This is a genomic window from Stenotrophomonas sp. JAG2 (genome assembly GCF_041080745.1).
In the GTDB taxonomy this organism is placed as follows: Bacteria; Pseudomonadota; Gammaproteobacteria; order Xanthomonadales; family Xanthomonadaceae; genus Stenotrophomonas; species Stenotrophomonas maltophilia_AA.
Map to the genome: position 1 here is coordinate 70,656 of NZ_JBEUMH010000009.1, position 19,858 is coordinate 90,513.

General features: G+C 66.8%; 27 protein-coding genes and 1 other RNA gene. 17 read left to right on the top strand and 11 right to left on the bottom strand.

What is annotated here, in order from left to right; all coding sequences use genetic code 11:
• The first annotated feature begins 47 nt into the window (after positions 1–47).
• Positions 48–617 carry a GNAT family N-acetyltransferase gene (locus AB9O74_RS13085; RefSeq protein ID WP_369349554.1) on the top strand — a complete coding sequence of 190 codons (570 nt, stop codon included), beginning with the start codon at positions 48–50 and terminating at the stop codon, positions 615–617.
• Here AB9O74_RS13085 and AB9O74_RS13090 read toward each other — a convergent pair.
• Positions 598–1,266 carry a hypothetical protein gene (locus tag AB9O74_RS13090; RefSeq protein WP_369349555.1) on the bottom strand — a complete coding sequence of 223 codons (669 nt, stop codon included), beginning with the start codon at positions 1,264–1,266 and terminating at the stop codon, positions 598–600. The genes AB9O74_RS13085 and AB9O74_RS13090 overlap by 20 nt on opposite strands.
• A gap of 55 nt (positions 1,267–1,321) precedes the next feature.
• Positions 1,322–1,732, bottom strand: coding sequence for a g-type lysozyme inhibitor (locus AB9O74_RS13095; protein WP_369349556.1), 411 nt, complete (start codon positions 1,730–1,732; stop codon positions 1,322–1,324).
• Between the two features lie 271 nt (positions 1,733–2,003).
• On the opposite strand from AB9O74_RS13095, the gene AB9O74_RS13100 reads away from it, so the two are divergent.
• Together AB9O74_RS13100 and AB9O74_RS13105 are read left to right on the top strand one after the other, a co-directional pair.
• Positions 2,004–2,180 (top strand): hypothetical protein, encoded by a 177-nt coding sequence (locus AB9O74_RS13100; protein ID WP_369349557.1) that lies wholly within the window; start codon positions 2,004–2,006, stop codon positions 2,178–2,180.
• A 126-nt stretch (positions 2,181–2,306) separates the two neighbouring features.
• Entirely contained in the window at positions 2,307–2,642 is a 336-nt protein-coding gene (locus tag AB9O74_RS13105; RefSeq protein WP_194243709.1) for a hypothetical protein, read from the top strand.
• Positions 2,643–2,646: 4 nt separating this feature from the next.
• On the opposite strand, the gene AB9O74_RS13110 is transcribed toward AB9O74_RS13105, so the two are convergent.
• Positions 2,647–2,919 carry a hypothetical protein gene (locus AB9O74_RS13110; RefSeq protein WP_369349558.1) on the bottom strand — a complete coding sequence of 91 codons (273 nt, stop codon included), beginning with the start codon at positions 2,917–2,919 and terminating at the stop codon, positions 2,647–2,649.
• 213 nt (positions 2,920–3,132) lie between these two features.
• Here AB9O74_RS13110 and AB9O74_RS13115 point away from each other — a divergent pair, with 213 nt between their 5' ends.
• The 4 genes from AB9O74_RS13115 (at position 3,133) to AB9O74_RS13130 (ending at position 6,501) form a co-directional block, all read left to right on the top strand.
• Entirely contained in the window at positions 3,133–4,638 is a 1,506-nt protein-coding gene (locus AB9O74_RS13115; RefSeq protein ID WP_369349559.1) for an MFS transporter, read from the top strand.
• A gap of 4 nt (positions 4,639–4,642) precedes the next feature.
• Complete coding sequence (locus AB9O74_RS13120) at positions 4,643–5,194, top strand: TetR family transcriptional regulator (protein WP_369349560.1); 552 nt, start codon at positions 4,643–4,645, stop codon at positions 5,192–5,194.
• 55 nt (positions 5,195–5,249) lie between these two features.
• A complete protein-coding gene (locus AB9O74_RS13125) occupies positions 5,250–5,561 on the top strand; it encodes a hypothetical protein (RefSeq protein ID WP_369349561.1) in 312 nt (103 codons plus the stop codon).
• 97 nt (positions 5,562–5,658) lie between these two features.
• On the top strand, positions 5,659–6,501 hold the full coding sequence (locus AB9O74_RS13130) for an alpha/beta hydrolase (protein WP_369349562.1): 843 nt from the start codon (positions 5,659–5,661) through the stop codon (positions 6,499–6,501).
• A gap of 90 nt (positions 6,502–6,591) precedes the next feature.
• Here the strand turns inward: AB9O74_RS13130 and ssrA are convergent.
• Positions 6,592–6,994, bottom strand: a transfer-messenger RNA (tmRNA) gene (ssrA, locus tag AB9O74_RS13135).
• Positions 6,995–7,100: 106 nt separating this feature from the next.
• Positions 7,101–7,454 carry a hypothetical protein gene (locus AB9O74_RS13140; RefSeq protein WP_121042052.1) on the bottom strand — a complete coding sequence of 118 codons (354 nt, stop codon included), beginning with the start codon at positions 7,452–7,454 and terminating at the stop codon, positions 7,101–7,103.
• Between the two features lie 167 nt (positions 7,455–7,621).
• Between AB9O74_RS13140 and AB9O74_RS13145 the strand changes: the two genes are divergently transcribed.
• Positions 7,622–8,362 (top strand): hypothetical protein, encoded by a 741-nt coding sequence (locus AB9O74_RS13145; RefSeq protein WP_369349563.1) that lies wholly within the window; start codon positions 7,622–7,624, stop codon positions 8,360–8,362.
• Here AB9O74_RS13145 and AB9O74_RS13150 read toward each other — a convergent pair.
• Together AB9O74_RS13150 and AB9O74_RS13155 are read right to left on the bottom strand one after the other, a co-directional pair.
• The gene (locus tag AB9O74_RS13150; protein WP_346489170.1) at positions 8,341–8,778 is read right to left on the bottom strand and encodes a YeeE/YedE family protein; all 438 of its coding nucleotides are present in this window, start codon (positions 8,776–8,778) and stop codon (positions 8,341–8,343) included. The two genes, AB9O74_RS13145 and AB9O74_RS13150, sit on opposite strands and share 22 nt — an antisense overlap.
• Complete coding sequence (locus AB9O74_RS13155; protein ID WP_346477949.1) at positions 8,775–9,200, bottom strand: YeeE/YedE family protein; 426 nt, start codon at positions 9,198–9,200, stop codon at positions 8,775–8,777. Before AB9O74_RS13155 ends, AB9O74_RS13150 begins: the two co-directional genes overlap by 4 nt.
• A 155-nt stretch (positions 9,201–9,355) precedes the next feature.
• Between AB9O74_RS13155 and AB9O74_RS13160 the strand changes: the two genes are divergently transcribed.
• On the top strand, positions 9,356–9,655 hold the full coding sequence (locus AB9O74_RS13160) for an ArsR/SmtB family transcription factor (protein ID WP_369349564.1): 300 nt from the start codon (positions 9,356–9,358) through the stop codon (positions 9,653–9,655).
• 5 nt (positions 9,656–9,660) lie between these two features.
• Here the strand turns inward: AB9O74_RS13160 and AB9O74_RS13165 are convergent, their stop codons facing one another.
• Positions 9,661–10,089, bottom strand: coding sequence for a GNAT family N-acetyltransferase (locus AB9O74_RS13165; RefSeq protein ID WP_369349565.1), 429 nt, complete (start codon positions 10,087–10,089; stop codon positions 9,661–9,663).
• A complete protein-coding gene (gene smpB, locus AB9O74_RS13170; RefSeq protein ID WP_179459174.1) occupies positions 10,089–10,592 on the bottom strand; it encodes an SsrA-binding protein SmpB in 504 nt (167 codons plus the stop codon). The genes AB9O74_RS13165 and smpB overlap by 1 nt, the downstream gene beginning before the upstream one ends.
• Positions 10,593–10,649: 57 nt before the next feature.
• Here smpB and AB9O74_RS13175 point away from each other — a divergent pair, with 57 nt between their 5' ends.
• On the top strand, positions 10,650–11,078 hold the full coding sequence (locus tag AB9O74_RS13175) for a type II toxin-antitoxin system RatA family toxin (protein ID WP_176989739.1): 429 nt from the start codon (positions 10,650–10,652) through the stop codon (positions 11,076–11,078).
• A gap of 3 nt (positions 11,079–11,081) precedes the next feature.
• Positions 11,082–11,342, top strand: a complete 261-nt coding sequence (locus AB9O74_RS13180) for an RnfH family protein (RefSeq protein WP_176989740.1) — start codon at positions 11,082–11,084, stop codon at positions 11,340–11,342.
• Between the two features lie 16 nt (positions 11,343–11,358).
• Here the strand turns inward: AB9O74_RS13180 and AB9O74_RS13185 are convergent, their stop codons facing one another.
• Positions 11,359–11,751, bottom strand: coding sequence for an outer membrane protein assembly factor BamE (locus AB9O74_RS13185; protein ID WP_121042056.1), 393 nt, complete (start codon positions 11,749–11,751; stop codon positions 11,359–11,361).
• Between the two features lie 104 nt (positions 11,752–11,855).
• Here AB9O74_RS13185 and fur point away from each other — a divergent pair, with 104 nt between their 5' ends.
• Complete coding sequence (fur, locus tag AB9O74_RS13190) at positions 11,856–12,263, top strand: ferric iron uptake transcriptional regulator (protein WP_070470227.1); 408 nt, start codon at positions 11,856–11,858, stop codon at positions 12,261–12,263.
• Positions 12,264–12,373: 110 nt separating this feature from the next.
• Positions 12,374–12,883 carry a CPCC family cysteine-rich protein gene (locus AB9O74_RS13195; protein ID WP_369349566.1) on the top strand — a complete coding sequence of 170 codons (510 nt, stop codon included), beginning with the start codon at positions 12,374–12,376 and terminating at the stop codon, positions 12,881–12,883.
• Positions 12,884–12,953: 70 nt separating this feature from the next.
• On the opposite strand, the gene recN is transcribed toward AB9O74_RS13195, so the two are convergent.
• Positions 12,954–14,615, bottom strand: a complete 1,662-nt coding sequence (gene recN, locus AB9O74_RS13200) for a DNA repair protein RecN (protein ID WP_176989743.1) — start codon at positions 14,613–14,615, stop codon at positions 12,954–12,956.
• 125 nt (positions 14,616–14,740) lie between these two features.
• Between recN and hrcA the strand changes: the two genes are divergently transcribed.
• The 4 genes from hrcA to dnaJ all read left to right on the top strand — a co-directional run bounded on the left by hrcA (position 14,741) and on the right by dnaJ (position 19,810).
• Positions 14,741–15,808 (top strand): heat-inducible transcriptional repressor HrcA, encoded by a 1,068-nt coding sequence (gene hrcA, locus AB9O74_RS13205; protein WP_019183158.1) that lies wholly within the window; start codon positions 14,741–14,743, stop codon positions 15,806–15,808.
• Positions 15,809–15,890: 82 nt separating this feature from the next.
• Positions 15,891–16,406, top strand: coding sequence for a nucleotide exchange factor GrpE (gene grpE, locus AB9O74_RS13210; RefSeq protein WP_369349567.1), 516 nt, complete (start codon positions 15,891–15,893; stop codon positions 16,404–16,406).
• Between the two features lie 174 nt (positions 16,407–16,580).
• The gene (dnaK, locus tag AB9O74_RS13215) at positions 16,581–18,509 is read left to right on the top strand and encodes a molecular chaperone DnaK (protein ID WP_369349568.1); all 1,929 of its coding nucleotides are present in this window, start codon (positions 16,581–16,583) and stop codon (positions 18,507–18,509) included.
• 164 nt (positions 18,510–18,673) lie between these two features.
• Positions 18,674–19,810 carry a molecular chaperone DnaJ gene (dnaJ, locus tag AB9O74_RS13220; RefSeq protein ID WP_121042065.1) on the top strand — a complete coding sequence of 379 codons (1,137 nt, stop codon included), beginning with the start codon at positions 18,674–18,676 and terminating at the stop codon, positions 19,808–19,810.
• The last annotated feature ends 48 nt before the right edge of the window (positions 19,811–19,858 follow it).

Consider the following 19,858-nt stretch of genomic DNA (forward strand, 5'->3'; position numbering starts at 1 on the left):
GTTGCGGCACTCCGCTTGAATGACGCTACGCCTTGCTGGAGATCGCTGTGCCCCGTTCGCCTGTTGCCGTGCCGCCCGCCGGCCACCCTGATGTGTCGCTGCGCTGGTTGCGACCCGAAGACGCGCACGCGTGGTATGCGGTGCTGCGGCTGCCGGAGGTGACCGCCCAGACCAGCTGGTCGCTGGCCTCCGCCGAGGATCTGAAGCCCATCCTCGCTGCCTGCGGCCAGTATGCGTCAGCCTCCCAGGTGCGGCTGGCCATCGTCGACACCGAGGGTGCGTTGGCGGGCAGCATCGGTTTCCACAGCATCAACTCGCAGCATGGCACGGCCGAGATCGCCTACGAACTTGCACCGCACTACTGGCGACGGGGCATCGCCAGTGCCGTGTGCAATGAAGTGGTCGCGTGGGCCTGGCAGCGCTTCGGCTGGCAGCGGATCCAGGCGTCGGTGCTGGATACCAATGCCGCCTCGGCAGGCGTGCTGCGCCGGTGTGGCTTCAACCTGGAAGGCCGCCTGCGCCTTTACCGCCGGGTGGCGGGCGTGTCGCGTGATTTCGACGTCTACTCCCGCCTCACGGAGCCTTCCGGCGATGTGATCAGTTCGACAGCAGGATGATCCCGAGCGTGAGGTTGATCAGCGCGCCCAGCACCAGCACCCACGCCGTGGAGAGGATCGTGTTGAGCCAGGAACGCTGCAGTGCGACCTTCAACCAGCGGGCCTGCACCGCGGCGTACCAGAGCGCGGCGATCACGCCGACGGTGATTCCGAGCACGGTCGACAGCTCGCCCGGGAGCCGCACGAACACCATGCTCGTGGACAGCGTCACCGCGAAGGGTGCGGTCAGGTAGCACTGCATGAAAAACGGCCGGCGCAGGGACTCGCGGGTCAGCGCCACGTGTTTGCGCCGCAGCAGGTGCGTGGTGGTCACCAGGGGCCAGATCGCGAAAGTGATCGAGCGGTACAGCAGCAGGCTTTCCTCATTGCCGAAGATCGAGCGCGACAGCGCTCCGGTGCCGACGATCTGCTGGTGCAGCATCAGCTCGACGCCGTGTGCGACCAGCACCGCCAGCATCAGGAACATCGGCGGACTGATCGCATCGTCGAACTGATGCTCCAGTTTTTCCTTCAGTTCGGTATCCACGTAATGCGCCATCCGCCGCGGATGCACGATCACCCGATACAGCGTGCGCGGGAAGAACAGGAACCAGGTACACAGCTCGTAGAGAAACTCTTCCAGCGACCGCAGCAGTTTGAGGAAGTCCATCCCGGGGTCCTTGCGAGGAGGCAGCCGACAACGCCGAGGATACCCGGGGATGGGCTCAGCGGATGGCGACCGTCAGGCTGTGCGGCGCTTTTTCGCCACGGCGCGCCTGCGCGCGCATCTGGTAGACCTGCACGACATAGGTGCCTGAGGTCGGCAAGGTGCCGCTCCAGCGCCGCTTCTCATCGTTGCCGCCCAGCGCCTCACCCTGGCCGGGCACCACGCCGGGGGCGAACACGTTGAAGCTGGCATTCGGACTGCCATCGATCGTCACCGCCATGGTCTGGCCGGCGCGCGCCGCGATCGTGTAACGGACGGTCTCATAGCCGGACAGCGTGCCGCGCAGCGTGGCGCTGCTGGCACCTTTGGTGAAGTGCACGGGCGTGGTGGTGACCTTGTCCGCCGCGGTGGCCAGCATCGGTGTCACGGCGAGCAGGGTGGTCAACAGCAGTGAACGGAACGGTGTCATGGCAGGTCCTCGGTAGCCCGGCAGGGGCGTGTCGTGCCGAGCATGATCGCGCGCCGATCAAGGGACTGTGGATGCTTCGTGGCTTGCCGCATCTCGGTGCTATGAACGCAGCGTGCTCTATCCACGCCGGCTTCCGATGCGTTCTGAATTGTTTACGCAGGTGCCCGGCGCGTGCATGCACAAGCGCCTGCTACGCACACATGGGTAACGCCGGCAGGCCTAGCGTGGATTCACCGGCACCACTTCGATGCCGGACACCGGAGATACGGCAATGGCCAACACCCCGAACCCGCAGCAGGGTCAGAACGATCCACAGCGCAACGCCCCGCAGCAGGGTCAGCAGGAGCAGCAGGATCAGCGCGACCGCGACGCCCAGAAGCAGCAGCAACAGCAGGACCAGGAACAGCAGGGCCAGCGCTCGGGCCAGCAGAGCGACCAGGAAGAATAAGGCGGGCCGTTACGCACCATGGCCCGGCCCAATCGGCCGGGCCTCTGTGTTTCCACGAACGACAACGCTTCAGCCGTTTCCGGACGCCTTCCCGCACTGCCTCGGGTTACCGGCTACCATGCGCGCATGAGCATCCCCGTACCGGACAGCAGCGTGCCAAGACTGCTGGGTTTCGACGTCCCGACACTGCAGACCCGGGTCGATCATGGTGCGGACGAAGCCATCGTAGCGATGCTCGATGTCATTCCCGATGCGCACTGGTTGAAACTGTTCGACGAGCGCGTCGCCGCGCTGAAGGGCGAGCTCGGCCTGGCCGGCGTCGAACTGGACGGCACCTCGATCCTGTTTTTCGGCTCCATCGCCGACAGCCGCCGCCTGGCGTCCGCCGTATCGGCACTGATCAATGCCATCAACATGGAAGTGGCCGGGCACAACGAGCCCTTCCAGCCGCCCGCGCCGTAGGCGGTCAGGAATCGATGCGGCAGGGGCGCAGCCGCAGCGTACTGCTCTTCCCGGCTGACCCGGTGGCGGGGCAGGGGGACGGGCAGCTGCCGCGGATTTCGGTCACCCACATCACCATCATCCCGACGATACGGTTGGCATCGGCCGGCCACTGCGTGACCAGCCGATCGTGGATCTGGTCGTATACCGCCCAACGCTGGGCGGCCGACCGGCCGCCTGTCCAGCACTGTTCCAGCTCGGCGTGTGCCTGCCGAAACGCCTCTTTCTGTCCGTCCATAGCCATCCCCGACACCGTGCGGACCGGACAGGCGTGCCTGCCCGGGTTAGCCCCCCTGCCATCCAACAAACGCGAATGGACGGGCCGGGCGGCCACGTCCGGGCGGCGCACCAACGCGCCCTCCGCAGCCTGAACACCCGAGCTGCAGAGGGTTCTTAACAAAACAGGACGTCCTGTATAGTTACGACCCCGCCCGATCCGTTTGCCTCCCCCATGACCCCGACCAAGACCCAGCGCTGGAGCCTGCTCCTCACCGTCGCCGCCGGCCTGCTGCTGATCACGCTCGACAATTCGGTGCTGTACACCGCCTTGCCGACCCTGACTGCCGAGCTCGGCGCCACGCCGCTGCAGGGCCTGTGGATCATCAACGCCTACCCGCTGGTGATGGCGGGCCTGCTGCTGGGGGCGGGCACCCTGGGGGACCGCCTGGGTCATCGCCGGATGTTCCTGATCGGCCTGGTGATCTTCGGCATCGCCTCGCTGCTCGCCGCGTTCGCCCCGGATGCCAACCTGCTGATCGGGGCCCGCGCGCTGCTCGCGGTGGGCGCCGCGGCGATGATGCCGGCCACCCTGGCGCTGATCAGCCTGACCTTCGAAGACGAGCGCGAGCGCAACCTGGCGATCGCGGTCTGGGGCTGCATCTCCATCATCGGCGCGGCACTCGGCCCGATCGTCGGCGGCGTGCTGTTGGCGCATTTCTGGTGGGGCTCGGTGTTCCTGATCAACGTGCCGATCGTGCTGCTGGCCCTGGTCGGTGCGGTGCTGTTCGCGCCGCACGGCACGCCCGATGCGAGCAGGCCGTGGGATATGTTCTCCTCGCTGCTCAGCCTGGTGGCCTTGTCCGGCCTGGTGGTGGCGATCAAGGAGATCGCGCATGCACCGCCGAACTGGCCGCTGGCCGGTGGGGCCGCGCTGACCTTCGTTGTCGGCCTGGTGCTGTTCCTGCGTCGCCAGCGTCGCCTGCCGTACCCGATGCTCGACGTGGCCATCTTCCGCAACGCGCCGTTCCTGGCCGGCGTGCTCTCGGCCGCGTTCGCGATGTTCGCCATCGCGGGCTTGCAGCTGCTGACCACCCAGCGTTTCCAGCTGGTGGCGGAGTACACGCCGCTGCAGGCCGGTCTGCTGGTCTCGGTGGTCGCGCTCGGCTGCCTGCCCAGCGCGATCTTCGGTGGTGCGTTCCTGCATCGCGTCGGGCTGCTGCCCTTGATCACCGGCGGCCTCGGCGTCGGCACCGCGGGCGTGCTGTTGGTGGCGATGACCTTCGGTGGCGACCTGGGATGGACCGTTGCCGGGCTGCTGCTCACCGGGCTGGGCATGGGCGCGACGATTTCGGTCGCCTCCACCGCGATCATCGGCAACGTGCCGCCGCACCGCGCCGGCATGGCGTCGTCGGTGGAGGAGGTCTCCTATGAGTTCGGCAGCCTGTTCGCGGTTTCGCTGCTGGGCAGCCTGATCGCCGCGCTGTACTCGGCCACCGTGTCGCTGCCGGACGGCGTGGATGCCGGTGCCGGTGAGAGCATCCAGCAGGCATTCGCCTTGGCGGCCCGGCCGGGCGCTGACGCGGGGTGGCTCGCTGCCGCTGCCAGCGCCTACGACGCCAGCTATGTTTGGGTACTGTATGTAATTGCCGCCGTGCTGCTGGTCGGCACGGTCATCACTGGCGTGCTGCTGCGCCGCCATGGCCCCGGCACGGCCACCACCGTCTCCCACGCCCACTGAGCCCATGCGCCCGAGCAACCGAACCAACATCCTCGATGCCGCCGTTCGCGTGATCGAACGCGACGGCATCACCGCGCTGACCTTCGAAGCGGTCGCCACGGAATCCGGCATCGCCCGGGGCGGGTTGCTGTACCACTTCCCCTCGCGCGATGCGCTGCTGCAGGGCATCCACCAGCACCTGGCCAGCGTGTGGGAGGCAAGCATGACCGATGCCGCCGGCAAGCCGGCCGAGGCCGCGGCGGCAACCGAACGCTACCAGGCCTACGCACTCACCTGTGCCCAGACCGCCAGCCGGGCCGAGCTGCAGCTGATGTTCGATGCGGCCGCCACCGACGAGAACATGCAGCCCTGGACCACGGTGGTGGAGCGCTGGTCGCCGCCCACGCCGCAGGACCTGAGCGATCCGGCCGCGCTGGACCTGTTCATCGCCAAGCTCGCCGCCGACGGCATGTGGGTGTTCGAAGCGCTGTCGCGCTCGCGGCTGGCGCCCGAGGTGCGGCAGGTCATCGCCGACCGGCTGGCGCAGACGATCGCGGCGGCCTCGACGACAGCGTGATGCCCGCCATGCGGGTAACCTTGGCGGTTCACTTCTTGAATGACGGGCCCGCCTGATGGATTACCAGCTTGTGATCAAGTTCTGGCGCAAGTCGCTGGACGATGAGGCCTTCCTGGCGACGCTGGAGGCTGAGCTGACCGCCGCGCTCGGCAAGACAGCGACGCTGGATGGCTATGACGTGAGTGCAAAGGAGATCAACCTTTTCATGTTCACCGCGGATCCGCGCCCGACGTTCCGGAAGACCAAGGATGTGCTGGAGAGGTTGGGAGTGCTGCACAGTGTGTCTGCGGCGTACCGGCTGGTGGGCGGCGCGCAGTTCACCTCGGTGTGGCCGCTGCGGATGGCGCGGAAGTTTACGTTGCCGTGAGGGGTTCTTGTCGATCCTGGCGTTCCCGTCAATCCGGTTGATTCGCTTCCGGTTCGCTGGCGGCTATGCTCGCTTCCTGCCATCGATGGATCGCTCCATGCGCCTGTTCGTGCTGTCCTTGTTGCTGCTTACCGGGTTCGTTGCACCCTCGCTGGCCGCTGAGCTGGCCTCGTCCGCACCCAGCTCGCCGCTGGTCATCGGTGAAACGTTCACGGTGCAGTCGAAGGTGCTGGGTGAGACCCGCCGCATCAACGTGTACCGTCCGCGGCCATGGGGACTGGACCCCAAAGAGCCGCTTCCGGTGATCTACATGCCCGACGGCGGCATCGAGGAGGATTTCCTGCACGTGGCGGGCCTGGTGCAGGTGTTGTCCGGCAATGGCAGCATCCGTCCCTTCCTGCTGGTCGGCATCGAGAACACCGAGCGTCGCCGTGATATGACCGGCCCCAGTAGCGATCCCGAGGACAGGAAAATCGCCCCGCGCATCGGTGGGTCAGCTGCGTACCGTGCGTTCCTGCGCGATGAGCTGATGCCGGAAGTGCGCCAGCGCTATGCGACCACCGACGAACGGGTACTGATGGGAGAATCGCTGGCGGGCCTGTTCGTGGTGGAGACGCTGCTGCAGGAACCCACGCTGTTCAGCAGCTACATCGCGCTCGACCCGAGCCTGTGGTGGAACCGGGGGCAGTTGCTGGCCGATGCACCGAAGCAACTGGCGGCGGCCCGCCAAGCGCAGCCGCGGGTGTTCCTGGCCAGCAGCGGTCAGCCGCAACTGGCGGCCACCACGCTGCAGTTCTCGGCGCTGCTGCAGCAGGCTTCGCCCTCGCTGTTGGTGAAGTACCAGCCGATGCCGGACGAGACCCACGCCACGATCTATCACCCGGCGGCCCTGCAGGCGTTGCGCACGATGTTTCCGGCGCCAGCGTCTGCCTCGCCATAAGCAGTGGCCTGGCACCGGACAACAAAAAAGCCGGAACCCCTTGTTTGACGGGAGGTTCCGGCTTTCTGTGGTCCTTGTGGGACCGTCTAATGGTGGAGGTGGGCGGAATTGAACCGCCGTCCGAAGGCACTCCATCCCCGGTACTACATGCTTAGCTCACCGTTAAATCTCATCCTGTGGCAGCACGGTGTGCAAAGCGCACCCCAGGACCAGCCTGCTTTAGTTAAGTCGTGACTGACAGGCAGCCATCACAACCGGTTCCGTGATAATGACCCTACATCTACGAGCACGGGCACAAGTAGGTTCGGGGGTTCGCCTAAGGCGGCTGTAGAACTAAACGCTAAAGCTGTTTTTAGGCAGCGATTGCGAAGTCGTTCGAACCGTAGTTGTCGTCGTTGGCAACTAAAAGTTTGCTGCTGGATTAACGAGGAAAGCTGCCCCCTCGGCATGCACCAAGTAACTTCACAACCCCCGTCGAAACCAATGCACCCCCGGTTTCTTCAAGAACCGCACTTCATCCGGAAACAGCACCGGACGTCTACTTGACGGGTTGGATGCTACTCCAATCGAGCTGAACAGTCACCTTACCCGCCAGGTACTTACTTCTGGAGCTGGCGGCGGCTGTCGGCCTTGTGGCGGGCCTTTTCCTTCTTCAGGCGGTTGTGCTCGTTGCGCACGGTCATCGCCTGCTTCTTGGCCTGCGGTTCGACCCGGGCCATCAGCGACTCCACCTGGGCCACCAGGCGGCGGTGCTCCAGGCTGTCGTAGCTCTGCGTCTCCGAGGCGACGCGCTTGGCGTTGCGGATCAGGTAGGTCAGCACCTTGAGCAGCGCGGCCGGGTCCATGGCGCGGGCGAGTTCGTCAAAGATGAACTCCAGCGCCGCCACGTCGGCGCGCAGGGTGGTCAGTTCGTCCGCCGCCAGTGCGGGTGCCGGGGTAGTTTCGAGAGTCACGCGCGGATCCTTTCCGTATCAATGCGGGGATTCTGACAGTTGTGCGGGGTTGGCGGGGAAAGATCGTTGTCCCGCTGGCGTCCGCGGGTCAGGCGGGGTGGGCACCCGGGTGCACCGGCGGACTACAATCCGGCCCCGGAAGAGTGGTTGCTGACAGGGACGAGGCGTTGAAGAAGCAGGTGTGGATTGCAGTGGCGGTGCTGGTGGTGGCGGTGATCGGAGCTGCCAGCGTTTGGCGGTCGACGTCGGGTGCGCAGGCGCCTGGCAGGGCAGGGCAGGCGTCGAAACCGGCCGTACAGGCGGCCACGCCTTCGGTTGAAGTGGCGCCGACCCTCTCGACCAAGCCGCGCCATCCCTTCCCCGATCTCCCCCGCTCGGGGGAGGGCCTGGATATCGCCCAGGACCCCTTCAGCACCGGTCACCCGGAGGAGCGGCGCTGGCTCGACCAGCACGGCTTCCCCAATGGCGCGCAGTGGAGCCGCTATCAGCTGGCCTCCGACGCCGAGCTCGACCAGGCGGCACGAGCAGGCGACACGGTGGCGGCAACGATGCGCGATGCGCGGCGGCTGGGCGCGGATCCGAAGGCCGAAAGTCGTCTGCTGGCCGCCGGCGCGGAAGGCGATCTGTTCGCGCTGAGCCTGCTGTCGTCCTGGAAGGCGGGTGCCGATACGGCAGGGATTCCCGAGGCCTACGCGATATCCCGCGTGGCCGAGATGCGCGGCGATCTGACCACGGCGCTGCACCGGGAAATGATGCTGGGGGCACGGCTTAGCGGCGAGCAACGCCTGCTGGCCGAGGCCGAGGCGCTGCATCTGAATCTGCATCTCAATGCATTGTACCGCCAGAAGCACGGCGTGGACCCGCCGCCGGTGGAGATGCGACCGTATCAGGTGGACGACGCGCGCTGAGCCTGACGTTCCCACCCCCGGTGCACTGCCATGCCAACGAGCATCGCCGGCACGAACCAAAGGGCTTCGTGGGCCCCATAGCCGAGACCGACCAGCGCCGGCCCGGGGCAATAGCCCGCCAAGCCCCAGCCGATGCCGAACAACGCTGCGCCGCCGAGCAGGCGGGTGTCGATCCGTTGGCTGTCGCTGAGATGGAAGTGATCGGCCAGGCGCGGCCGCGGCGCGCGCAGCACGAACCGGAACAGCAGCGCGGTGGTCGCGACGGCGCCGCCGAGAACGAACAGCAGGGACGGGTCGAACGCGCCGGTGACATCCAGGAAACCGAGGATGCGCAGCGGATCGGTCATGCCCGAGACTGCCAGGCCGAGACCGAACAAGGCGCCCGCACAGAGCGCGGCCAGACTCTGTCGGTTCATGCGATCCCCGCGACGTGGCGCACGATGAAGGTGGTCAGTATCGCGGTGACCATGAACACCCCGACGGCGACGAGCGAGCGCAATGACAGGCGACCCAGGCCGCAGACGCCATGGCCGCTGGTGCAGCCGCCGCCCAGCCGGGTGCCGAAGCCCACGAGCAGGCCGCCTGCGATCAGCAGTACCGGCGGAAAGCCGGTGCGTGAGGGCGCGGCGGAGGGCAGCCAGTGCAGCGCAAGTGCACCGGCCGCGATCAACCCCAGCAGAAATGCATAGCGCCACGCCGTCTCGCCACGTTTCGGGAACAAGGCGCCGGCGGTGATGCCGCTGATGCCGGCGATGCGGCCGTTGAGCCAGAGCAGGGCGGTGGCGGCAAGGCCAATCAATACACCGCCCGCCAGGGCGGTCACCCAGCCCGGCGTCATGGGCGATCAACGGCAGCGGTAGAAAAGTCTGGATGCGACATGGGCTCGCCCTGTAATTCAGATAAATCTAAATTAGGGTTGTCTCAGGTAAAGTGCAAGTCATGCGTGATTCGAACCCGACTCGACATTCCCTTGTGACCTCCCGTGCTGCAGAGATGGCCGCCCAAGCGGACCAGGCCGCTGCCCTGTTGAAGGCGCTGGCACATCCGGCACGGCTGCGGGTGTTGTGTCGGTTGGTGGAAGGCGAGGCGTCGGTGGGGGAGTTGCAGCCGCTCAGTGGGCTGGGTCTGTCGGCGCTGTCCCAGCACCTGGCGGTGCTGCGGGGAATGGCGTTGGTCACCACCCGGCGCGAGGCGCAGACGATCTTCTATGCGCTGGCCGAGTCGCCGGCACTGCGCGTGCTGGCGGCGTTGCATGACGCCTACTGCCCGGACGGCGATGCCGGCGCTGCGTAGGGGCCCTACAACCGCTTGCGCAGATACAGCCGCTGATGGCCGGGCGGAAACTCATGCAGCCGGCCGAACACCTCATAGCCCTGCTTGAGGTAGAAGCCCTCGGCCTGCCAGGAGAAGGTATCCAGCGTCACGGCGTGTGCGCCGAGCGTGCGGGCCTGTTGTTCGGCATCGGCCAGCAGGGCTTGGCCCAGGCCTTCGCCGCGACGGGTGTCGTCGACCCACAGCGCATGCACCATCAGCCAGCCCCCGCAGACATCGGCGGCGATCCCGGCCACCACCTGGCCGGCGTCGTCGTGGATCACGCGGTTGACCGGCTGGTCGTCCAGGGCATCGCCACTGGCGGCCTGGTTGAAGGCCAGCAGACCGGCGAACACCGCGCGGGTGTCCTCGGCGCTGGCCGGCTGGATGCCCGCTGCGGGCACCGTGCGCGTCATCAGGCGTCGCGGTTGTGGCGGCGCATCGTGCGCGACTTCTCGCGCGCCCAGTCGCGGTCCTTCTCGGCATCGCGCTTGTCGTGGGTCTGCTTGCCCTTGGCCAGCGCGATCTCGAGCTTGATCTTGTTCTTGCTCCAGTACATCGCGGTGGGCACGATCGTGTAGCCGTCGCGCTGGACCTTGCCGATCAGCTTGTCGATCTCGTTGCGATGCAGGAGCAGCTTGCGCTCCCGGCGGTCGTTGGCCACCACGTGGGTGGAGGCCTGGATCAACGGGGTGATCTGCGCACCGATCAGGTAGATCTCGCCATCACGCACGTAGGCGTACGCATCGATGATGTTGCCGCGCCCGGCGCGGATCGACTTGACCTCCCAGCCCTGCAGGGCCAGGCCGGCTTCGAAGCGATCTTCGATGTGGTACTCGTGACGGGCACGCTTGTTGAGCGCGATGGTTTTGTTGGCCGTCGCGTCCTTTGCTTTATCCTTGCCGCTGTTCTTGCTCATTTCCCTATTGTCTCCGATTCGGGCACGCCCGGTCGATTCATCAGACATCTGTATCGCATGCCAACTATCCGCCGTAGTGCCCTGGTCGAACATTCGGCTGCCCGCATGTTCGACCTGGTCAATGATATTGACGCCTATCCGCGCCGCTTCCGCTGGTGTTCGGCCTCGCAGATCCTGGAGTCCGGCCCGGACCGCCTGGTCGCGCGCCTGGATCTGGGCTTCGGTTCGTTCTCGACCTGGTTCATGACCGAGAACACGCTGCAGCGCCCGCACAGCATCGATATGCAGCTCAAGGACGGGCCGTTCAAGCGCCTGCACGGGCGCTGGGAGTTCCATGCGCTGGCCGAGGACGCCTGCAAGGTCACGCTGACGCTGGAGTTCGAGCCGACCTCACGCCTGCTCGGTCCGGCCTTGGCGCTGGGCTTCCAGGGTCTGGCCGATCGCATGGTGAATGATTTCGTCCGCGTCGCCGACGCCCAGGAGTGAGCCGTGATCACGGTCGAGGTGGTGCTGGCCTGGCCTGACCGGGTCGAGTCGCGGGTGCTGACGCTGGCCGAGGGGGCCACCGTTGCCGACGCCGTCGCGCTGGCCGCCATCGAAGGCAGTGACCGATGCCCGGCCGTGGCCGTGCACGGCCTGCTCGCCAAGGCGGATCAGGGGCTGCGCGAGGGCGACCGGGTCGAGCTGCTGCGTCCGCTGCTGGCCGACCCGAAAGACAATCGCCGCCGACGCGCACGCGCCGGCAGCTGAGTGAAGAAAGCGGGCCTCAGCGGCCGCGCTTCTTCTTGTCCTTGGGCAGGTTGCGGCCGAACTGGCGCACCGTGCTGCGGGCCAGCTGGGCATCATCGCTGGCGAAGTACTCGCCGTCCCAGCGGGTGACCGCGTCGTTCTCGAAGTAGACGGTGAAGTTCTTCACGTCCGTCTTGCCGACGCGGTTCACGCGCTGGCTGGCGGTGTAGTCCCAGCGCTGGGCGTGGAACGGGTCCGCGACGGAGGGCGTGCCGAGCAGGGCACTGACCTGCTGCTTGCTCTGGCCCACCTGCAGCTGACCGACGGCCTGCTCCCGGATCAGGTTGCCCTGATAGATGGGTTGCTTGTAAATGATGCCGCAGCCCGTGGTGGACAGGGCAACGGCGGCGACCAGCAGGAGATTGCGCATCGGGGAATGGCGTTTGGGGAAATCGAGTCGATGATACACTCCTGACGTGTCGCCGCGACCCAATCCGAGGCAGCTGGCGCTAAATCGCCAATGAACGGAGAACTATGGAAACCCACGACCTGCGCAAAGTCGGCCTGAAGGTGACCCATCCGCGTATGCGGATCCTGGCGCTGCTCGAGCAGCGCAATGCCAGCCACCACATGACCGCCGAAGACATCTACCGCCAGCTCCTGGAGCACGGCGACGAGATCGGCCTGGCCACGGTGTACCGGGTGCTGACCCAGTTCGAGGCCGCCGGCCTGGTGCTGAAACACAACTTCGAAGGCGGCCAGGCCGTTTACGAACTGGACCGCGGTGGTCATCACGATCACATGGTCGATGTGGACAGCGGCAAGATCATCGAGTTCGAGAGCCACGAGATCGAGGAGCTGCAGCGCAAGATCGCCGCGGACCACGGCTACGAGCTGGAAGAGCACTCGCTGGTGCTCTACGTGCGGAAGAAGCGCCGGTAACGGCCTGCCGGCCGCCCGGATGCGATCAAAGACCCCGGGCTCGCCCGGGGTTTTCGTTTCCGGACAGGGGGGAGCAGCGGAACCGTCATCGGCACCGAGGGAGGGCAGGCATGAACGAGATGCAGCGGGCGGCAGCGTTGGCCGCGCTGGCGGTGGATCGGGTGTCTCGGCTGTCTGACGCGGCGCGGGAGGATCACCTGCGGGCCGACTACGTCGACGCCGCCACCGGCGAGCCATTGGCGTATACCGGGGCGCATGACCCTGCCGCGCAACGGTTCCTGCTGCGGCACTTCGCCGAGGTCGTATTGGCGGGGGTCTCCAATGACTTCCTCCAGGGCCACGTATCCGGGATTCTCGGCCGGCCGGTCACCGTAGTGGGCCCGGAGCCCGATCTGGCGGCCTGTCCGTGCTGCTTTCACATGACATTGCCGGCGCGTGGGGACTACGACATCTGCCCGGTCTGCGGCTGGGAAGACGCGGGCGACCAGCCGGCTGACACCTACAGCAGCGTCAACCGCAGCACCCTGGCGGCGTATCGCGGCGCGCGCGGCGACCGGATCGCGTTGGCGGGGAGGGGCTATCGCCGCGCGACCGGGTGCGGCGTCGGGTTGCCGGGATAGCCGGCCAGCGGCCGGTGATGGCAGGGCGGTCCGGCATCTGGAGGAGCCGGCCAGCGGCCGGCACTACCGGTCAGACCTGGAGCAGCTTGCGCGCTGCGGCGCGGGCTTCCTTGCTGACTTCCACGCCGCCCAGCATCCGGGCGAGCTCTTCTTCGCGGGCCTTGGCATCGAGCTTCTCGACCGCGCTCTGGGTCATGCCGTCCACCGGGGCCTTGCTGACCCGGTAGTGGGCGTGGCCCTTGGAAGCGACCTGCGGCAGATGGGTGACGCACAGCACCTGACGCTTCTCGCCCAAGGCGCGCAGTTTCTGCCCGACGATATCGGCCACGGCGCCGCCGATGCCCGAGTCGACTTCGTCGAAGACCATGGTCGGCACTGCATCCAGGCCCAGCGCGGCCACTTCGATCGCCAGCGAAATCCGGGACAGCTCACCGCCCGAAGCCACCTTGCGCAGGGCACGCGGTGGCTGGCCGGCGTTGGCGGCGACCAGGAACTCGACCCGCTCGGCGCCGTTCGGGTCCGGCTTGGCCACGGTCTGCGGCTCGATATCGATCAGGAACTGACCGCCACCCATGCCCAGTTCGCCGATCAGGGTGGTGGTGGTGTCCGACAGCGCCTTGGCAGCCTTCCGGCGGCTGGCGCTGAGCACCTCGGCCACGGTCTTCCACTGCCCGGCGGCGCGGTCGATCTCACCGGCCAGGGCCTGCAGGCGCTCATCGGCGCCGCGCAACTGCTCGACTTCGGCCTCCATCGCGTCGCGGTGCTCGCCCAGCGCTTCCATCGGCACGCGGTGCTTGCGGGCGAGGTCGTGCAGGCGGCCCAAGCGGCGTTCGATATCCTCGAACTGCTCCGGGTCGGCATCCAGGTCGTCGTGGACCCGATCGAGCAGGGACAGCGCTTCGTCCAGCTGGATGGCGGCGCTGTCGAGCAGGGCGTCGACCTCGCCGAGACGGCTGTCGTGTTCGGCCACGCGGGTCAGATCGTGGCGGGTCTGCTGCAGCAGTTGCAGCACCGAGACCTCGTCGTCGCCGTTGAGGCGGCTGACGGCCACGTCGCAGGCGCTGATTAGCGCGCTGGCATGGGCCTGGCGGCGGTGGCTGCTGCCCAGGGTGGCGATCGAGGCCGGGTCGAGGTCTTCGCGCTTGAGCTCGCCGAGCTGGTGCTCCAGGTAGCCGATCCGGTCGCTCACGTCGCCCTGGCGCGACAAGGCCTCGGCTTCATCGACCAGCGCCTGCCAGCGTGCCGCGGTCTGGCGGACCTGGGCGCGCTCGGCGTCGTTGCGGGCGAAGGCATCCAGCAGCGAGAGCTGCGAGGGGCGCGAGAGCAGGGCCTGCTGTTCGTGCTGGCCGTGGATTTCCACCAGCATGCCGGCCAGCTCGGTCAGCTGGGAGAGCGTCACCGGGCGGCCATTGATGAAGGCGCGCGAGCCACCGTCGGCGCGGATCACGCGTCGCAGTTGGCACTGTTCTTCGTCGTCGAGCTCGTTGTCGCGCAGCCATTGGCGCGCCGGGGCGTCGGCCAGCGGCGCGAATTCGGCCGAGAGCTCGGCGCGCGCGGCACCGTGGCGGACCACGCCGCTGTCGGCGCGCAGCCCGGACAAAAAGCCCAGCGCGTCCACCATCAGCGACTTGCCCGCGCCGGTTTCACCCGAGACCACGGTCATGCCGGCGCCGAATTCCAGCTCGGTGGCGCGGACGACCGCGAAATCCTTGATCGATAGATGTCTAAGCATGGTCTACGTTGTACACGAGGGGTGTCTCCAAGCCGCGCACGCTAGCATGGGCCGGGGGCGTCTCCAATGACTTGCCAACGCCCCGTGCAGCCATTATCTAAGTGGGCGTCTCACAGGCTGATTCCATGCATCCTTCCGCGTCACATCTCGCGCCACGCGCCCGCCATCTGCTGCGGACGCTGATCGCCCGCCACATCCAGGATGGCGAGCCGGTCGGCTCGCAGACGCTTGCCCGGCATGCCGGCCTGGACGTCAGCCCGGCCACGATCCGCAACATCCTGGGCGACCTGGAAGACCTGGGCCTGCTCAGCTCGCCGCATACCTCCGCCGGCCGGGTGCCGACCGCGCACGGCTACCGGGTGTTCGTGGACAGCCTGGTCAAGATGCAGCCGCCGGGCGAGGGCGAGCTCAGCCGCCTGCGTACCGAGCTGGCCACGGGCACGGGCACCCAGGCCCTGCTCGGCAGTGCCTCGGAGCTGCTGTCGGCGATGAGTCACTTCGTCGGGGTGGTCAGTGCCCCACGCCGGGAGCAGTTCGCGTTCCGGCATATCGATTTCGTGGCGCTGGACGCGCGCCGGGTACTGGCGATCCTGGTGTTCGCCGACAACGAAGTGCAGAACCGGGTGATCGAGCCGCGGCGCAGCTTCGACCCGGGCGAGCTGGAGCAGGTCGCCAACTATCTCAATGCGAACTGCGCCGGGCGCCCGCTGGCCGAGATCCGGGCCCGGCTGCTGCTGGAGCTGCGCGATGCGCAGTCGGAGATGGAGCAGCTGCTGGCGCACAGCATCGAGCTGGCCGAACAGGCGATGGTGCCGCCGGCCGATGACATGGTGCTGGCCGGGCAGACCCGGCTGATGGGCGTGCAGGACCTCTCCGACCTGGAGCGGCTGCGCGAGCTGTTCGACGTGTTCGCCAGCAAGCGCGAGATCTTGCAACTGCTCGAGCGCACCATCCAGGCCCCCGGGGTGCGCATCTTCATCGGCGAAGAGACCGGGGTGATGCCGCTGGAGAGCGTCTCGCTGGTCACCGCCCCGTACTCGGCCGATGGCCAGGTGCTGGGCGTGCTGGGGGTGATCGGCCCGAAGCGGATGGCCTACGACCGCATGATCCCGCTGGTGGAAGCCACCGCCCAGGTACTGGGGGCCGCGCTGGGCTCGCCCGGCGGCGGCGGATTGTCCCGCGATCGCGCATAAACCAGCCCTGGACTCTTGAATCCCGTTGCCGCGCCCACATAGGGGTGGGTGGAGGCGGAGAGTCACCGCCAAGGATCCGGAAATGAACCAAGATCAGTCAGATATCGCATCCCAGAATCCCGCCGGCGAGCCGGCCGCTGAGCCGTCCCTGCAGCAGCAGCTGGACAGCCTGCACAACGAGCTGGCCCTGCTGCGTTCGGAGTCGCTGCGCGAACGCGCCGACCTGGACAACCAGCGCAAGCGCGTTGCCCGCGACGTGGAGCAGGCGCGCCGCTTCGCCAATGAAAAGCTGCTCGGCGAGCTGCTGCCGGTGTTCGATAGCCTCGATGCCGGCCTCAATGCCGCCGGCAGTGAACCGAGCCCGCTGCGCGAAGGTCTCGAACTGACCTACAAGCAGCTGCTCAAGGTCGCCGCCGACAATGGCCTGACCCTGCTCGACCCGACCGGCCAGACCTTCAACCCGGACCACCACCAGGCGATCAGCCAGGTCGACGCGCCCGGCGCGGTGCCGGGCAGCGTGGTCCAGGTGTTCCAGAAGGGCTACCTGCTCAACGACCGCCTGCTGCGTCCGGCGCTGGTCGTGGTGGCCCGCGACTGACCCGCATCCCGGTCTGCCGGGCCTGGCCCGGCGGCTCGACCGGACGCTGAACGCGTTGGGTCGCCATCGAACACTGTGTTTGATGGACGGCTTGAAAGTGTCCGCAGCGTCCCACACATCCCATTCATAACCCGGCAGCTGCCGGATGTACCCAGAACTTCAGGAGTCTCCCTCATGGGCAAGATCATTGGTATCGACCTCGGCACCACCAACTCGTGTGTGGCGATCATGGACGGCGGCAAGGCCCGCGTCATCGAAAATTCGGAAGGCGATCGCACCACGCCCTCCATCGTCGCCTACACCAAGGACGGCGAAGTCCTGGTCGGCGCCTCGGCCAAGCGCCAGGCGGTGACCAACCCCAAGAACACCTTCTACGCTGTCAAGCGCCTGATCGGCCGCAAGTTCACCGACGCTGAAGTCCAGAAGGACATCGCGCACGTGCCCTACGGCATCCTGGCCCATGACAACGGCGACGCCTGGGTTCAGACCAGCGACGGCAAGAAGATGGCCCCGCAGGAAATCTCCGCCCGCGTGCTGGAGAAGATGAAGAAGACCGCCGAAGCGTTCCTGGGTGAGACCGTCACCGAGGCCGTGATCACCGTGCCGGCCTACTTCAACGACAGCCAGCGCCAGGCGACCAAGGACGCCGGCCGCATCGCCGGCCTGGAAGTCAAGCGCATCATCAACGAGCCGACCGCGGCTGCCCTGGCCTATGGCCTGGACAAGGGCGACGGCCGTGACCGCAAGATCGTTGTGTACGATCTGGGCGGCGGCACCTTCGACGTGTCGATCATCGAGATCGCCAACGTCGACGGCGAGAAGCAGTTCGAAGTGCTGGCCACCAACGGCGACACCTTCCTGGGCGGCGAAGACTTCGACAACCGCGTCATCGAGTACCTCGTCGACGAGTTCAACAAGGACCAGGGCATCGACCTGCGCAAGGATCCGCTCGCCCTGCAGCGCCTGAAGGACGCCGCCGAGCGCGCCAAGATCGAGCTGTCGACCAGCCAGCAGACCGAAGTGAACCTGCCGTACGTCACCGCTGACGCGTCGGGCCCGAAGCACCTGAACATCAAGCTGACCCGCGCCAAGCTGGAAGCGCTGGTGGAAGACCTGATCAAGAAGTCGATCGAGCCGTGCCGCATCGCGCTGAACGATGCCGGCCTGCGTTCGAGCGACATCGGTGAAGTGATCCTGGTCGGCGGCCAGACCCGCATGCCGAAGGTGCAGCAGGCCGTGACCGAGTTCTTCGGCAAGGAACCGCGCAAGGACGTCAACCCGGACGAAGCCGTGGCACTGGGTGCCGCGATCCAGGGCGGCGTGCTGGGCGGCGACGTCAAGGACGTGCTGCTGCTGGACGTGACCCCGCTGTCGCTGGGCATCGAGACCCTGGGTGGCGTGTTCACCAAGATCATCGAGAAGAACACCACCATCCCGACCAAGGCCTCGCAGGTGTTCTCCACCGCCGAGGACAACCAGTCGGCCGTGACCGTGCACGTGCTGCAGGGTGAGCGCGAGCAGGCCCGCTTCAACAAGTCGCTGGCCAAGTTCGACCTCTCCGGCATCGAGCCGTCGCCGCGCGGCCTGCCGCAGGTGGAAGTGTCCTTCGACATCGACGCCAACGGCATCCTGCACGTGTCGGCCAAGGACAAGAAGACCAACAAGGAACAGAAGGTCGAGATCAAGGCCGGTTCGGGTCTGTCCGAGGACGAGATCGCGCGCATGGTCGCCGACGCGGAAGCCAACCGCGAAGAAGACAAGAAGTTCCATGAGCTGGTCCAGGCCCGCAACCAGGCTGACGCGCTGATCCACGGTACCCGTACCGCGATCACCGAGCACGGCAGCAAGGTCGGTGGCGATGTGATCGGCAAGGTCGAGTCGGCCCTGGCCGATCTGGAAACCGCGATGAAGAGCGACGACAAGGCCCAGATCGAAGCCAAGTCGAAGGTGCTGGAGGAAGCCGGCCAGGCCCTGTTCGCGGCCTCCGCGGCGGCCGAGCAGGGTGGCGCCGCGCCGGGTCCGGATGCCGGTGGCAACAACGGCGCGCACGACGATGTGGTCGACGCCGAGTTCACCGAAGTCAAGGACGACAAGAAGTCCTGATCCGGCCATGACACGGGACGTTGCGCAGGCAACGTCCCGTTGTCGTATCCCCCTTCTGGTCCTGACAGCCGTATCCCGGCCTGTCGGGGCGCCCGGCGAAAGAGCGGACCTGGTGCCGCTCTTCCGCTTTGACGAATCCCGACTTCCGGAAACCGATTCAAGCTATGAGCAAGCGCGATTACTACGAAGTGCTGAGCGTGTCCCGCACCGCCAGCGACGAAGAACTGAAGAAGGCCTATCGCCGTTGCGCGATGAAGTTCCATCCGGACCGCAATCCGGGTGACAACGAGGCCGAGGCCGCGTTCAAGGAATGCAAGGAAGCCTACGAAACCCTGTCCGACGGCAACAAACGCCGTATGTACGATGCCCACGGCCACGCGGCGTTCGAGCACGGCATGGGCGGCGGTGGCGGTGGTCCGGGTGGCCCGGACATGGGCGATATCTTCGGGGACATCTTCGGCAACATCTTCGGCGGTGGCGCCGGCGGTGGTGGTCCGCGCCAGGCCCGTCGCGGTGCCGATATCGGTTACGTGATGGAGCTGGACCTGGAAGAAGCGGTGATGGGCGTGGAACGCCGCATCGAGATTCCGAGTCTGGTCGAGTGCGATGACTGCAACGCCAGCGGTTCGGAAGATGGCAAGGTCGAGACCTGCTCGGTCTGCCGTGGCCAGGGCCAGGTGCGCATCCAGCGCGGCATCTTCGCGATGCAGCAGGCCTGCCACCACTGCAACGGCCGTGGCCAGATCATCCAGAACCCCTGCAAGACCTGTCACGGCAATGGCCGTGTCGAGGAAGACAAGGTGTTGTCGGTCAAGGTGCCTGCGGGCGTCGACACCGGCGACCGCATCCGGCTGTCCGGTGAAGGCGAGGCCGGTCCGGCAGGCACCCCGGCAGGCGATCTGTACGTGGAAGTGCGGGTGCGCGAGCACGCGATCTTCCAGCGCGATGGCGACGACCTGCACTGCGAAGTGCCGATCCGCATCTCGCAGGCCGCGCTGGGCGATACCGTCCGTGTGGCCACGTTGGGTGGCTATGCGGAAATCCGCATTCCGGCCGAGACCCAGACCGGCAAGCTGTTCCGCATGCGCGGCAAGGGCGTGCGCTCGGTGCGCAGCCGCAGCGAAGGCGACCTGTACTGCCGCGTGGTGGTGGAGACCCCGGTCAACCTCACCCCGGAGCAGCGCAAGCTGCTGGAACAGTTCGAGACCACCTTCACCGGTGAGGAAGCGCGAAAGCACTCGCCGAAGTCGGCGACCTTCATCGATGGCGTGAAGGGCTTCTGGGACCGCATGACGTCGTAAGCGTCACGGGTTCCTGTGAACTACCGAAGGCCCCCTGGAAACAGGGGG

Coding starts and splice junctions, on each gene's coding strand:
- AB9O74_RS13090 (WP_369349555.1), bottom strand. CDS start 1,266: ATGGACTTCCTCAAACTGCTGCGGTCGCTGGAAGAGTTTCTCTACGAG.
- AB9O74_RS13095 (WP_369349556.1), bottom strand. CDS start 1,732: ATGACACCGTTCCGTTCACTGCTGTTGACCACCCTGCTCGCCGTGACA.
- AB9O74_RS13100 (WP_369349557.1), top strand. CDS start 2,004: ATGGCCAACACCCCGAACCCGCAGCAGGGTCAGAACGATCCACAGCGC.
- AB9O74_RS13105 (WP_194243709.1), top strand. CDS start 2,307: ATGAGCATCCCCGTACCGGACAGCAGCGTGCCAAGACTGCTGGGTTTC.
- AB9O74_RS13110 (WP_369349558.1), bottom strand. CDS start 2,919: ATGGACGGACAGAAAGAGGCGTTTCGGCAGGCACACGCCGAGCTGGAA.
- AB9O74_RS13115 (WP_369349559.1), top strand. CDS start 3,133: ATGACCCCGACCAAGACCCAGCGCTGGAGCCTGCTCCTCACCGTCGCC.
- AB9O74_RS13120 (WP_369349560.1), top strand. CDS start 4,643: ATGCGCCCGAGCAACCGAACCAACATCCTCGATGCCGCCGTTCGCGTG.
- AB9O74_RS13125 (WP_369349561.1), top strand. CDS start 5,250: ATGGATTACCAGCTTGTGATCAAGTTCTGGCGCAAGTCGCTGGACGAT.
- AB9O74_RS13130 (WP_369349562.1), top strand. CDS start 5,659: ATGCGCCTGTTCGTGCTGTCCTTGTTGCTGCTTACCGGGTTCGTTGCA.
- AB9O74_RS13150 (WP_346489170.1), bottom strand. CDS start 8,778: ATGAACCGACAGAGTCTGGCCGCGCTCTGTGCGGGCGCCTTGTTCGGT.
- AB9O74_RS13155 (WP_346477949.1), bottom strand. CDS start 9,200: ATGACGCCGGGCTGGGTGACCGCCCTGGCGGGCGGTGTATTGATTGGC.
- AB9O74_RS13160 (WP_369349564.1), top strand. CDS start 9,356: ATGGCCGCCCAAGCGGACCAGGCCGCTGCCCTGTTGAAGGCGCTGGCA.
- AB9O74_RS13165 (WP_369349565.1), bottom strand. CDS start 10,089: ATGACGCGCACGGTGCCCGCAGCGGGCATCCAGCCGGCCAGCGCCGAG.
- smpB (WP_179459174.1), bottom strand. CDS start 10,592: ATGAGCAAGAACAGCGGCAAGGATAAAGCAAAGGACGCGACGGCCAAC.
- AB9O74_RS13175 (WP_176989739.1), top strand. CDS start 10,650: ATGCCAACTATCCGCCGTAGTGCCCTGGTCGAACATTCGGCTGCCCGC.
- AB9O74_RS13185 (WP_121042056.1), bottom strand. CDS start 11,751: ATGCGCAATCTCCTGCTGGTCGCCGCCGTTGCCCTGTCCACCACGGGC.
- fur (WP_070470227.1), top strand. CDS start 11,856: ATGGAAACCCACGACCTGCGCAAAGTCGGCCTGAAGGTGACCCATCCG.
- AB9O74_RS13195 (WP_369349566.1), top strand. CDS start 12,374: ATGAACGAGATGCAGCGGGCGGCAGCGTTGGCCGCGCTGGCGGTGGAT.
- recN (WP_176989743.1), bottom strand. CDS start 14,615: ATGCTTAGACATCTATCGATCAAGGATTTCGCGGTCGTCCGCGCCACC.
- hrcA (WP_019183158.1), top strand. CDS start 14,741: ATGCATCCTTCCGCGTCACATCTCGCGCCACGCGCCCGCCATCTGCTG.
- grpE (WP_369349567.1), top strand. CDS start 15,891: ATGAACCAAGATCAGTCAGATATCGCATCCCAGAATCCCGCCGGCGAG.
- dnaK (WP_369349568.1), top strand. CDS start 16,581: ATGGGCAAGATCATTGGTATCGACCTCGGCACCACCAACTCGTGTGTG.
- dnaJ (WP_121042065.1), top strand. CDS start 18,674: ATGAGCAAGCGCGATTACTACGAAGTGCTGAGCGTGTCCCGCACCGCC.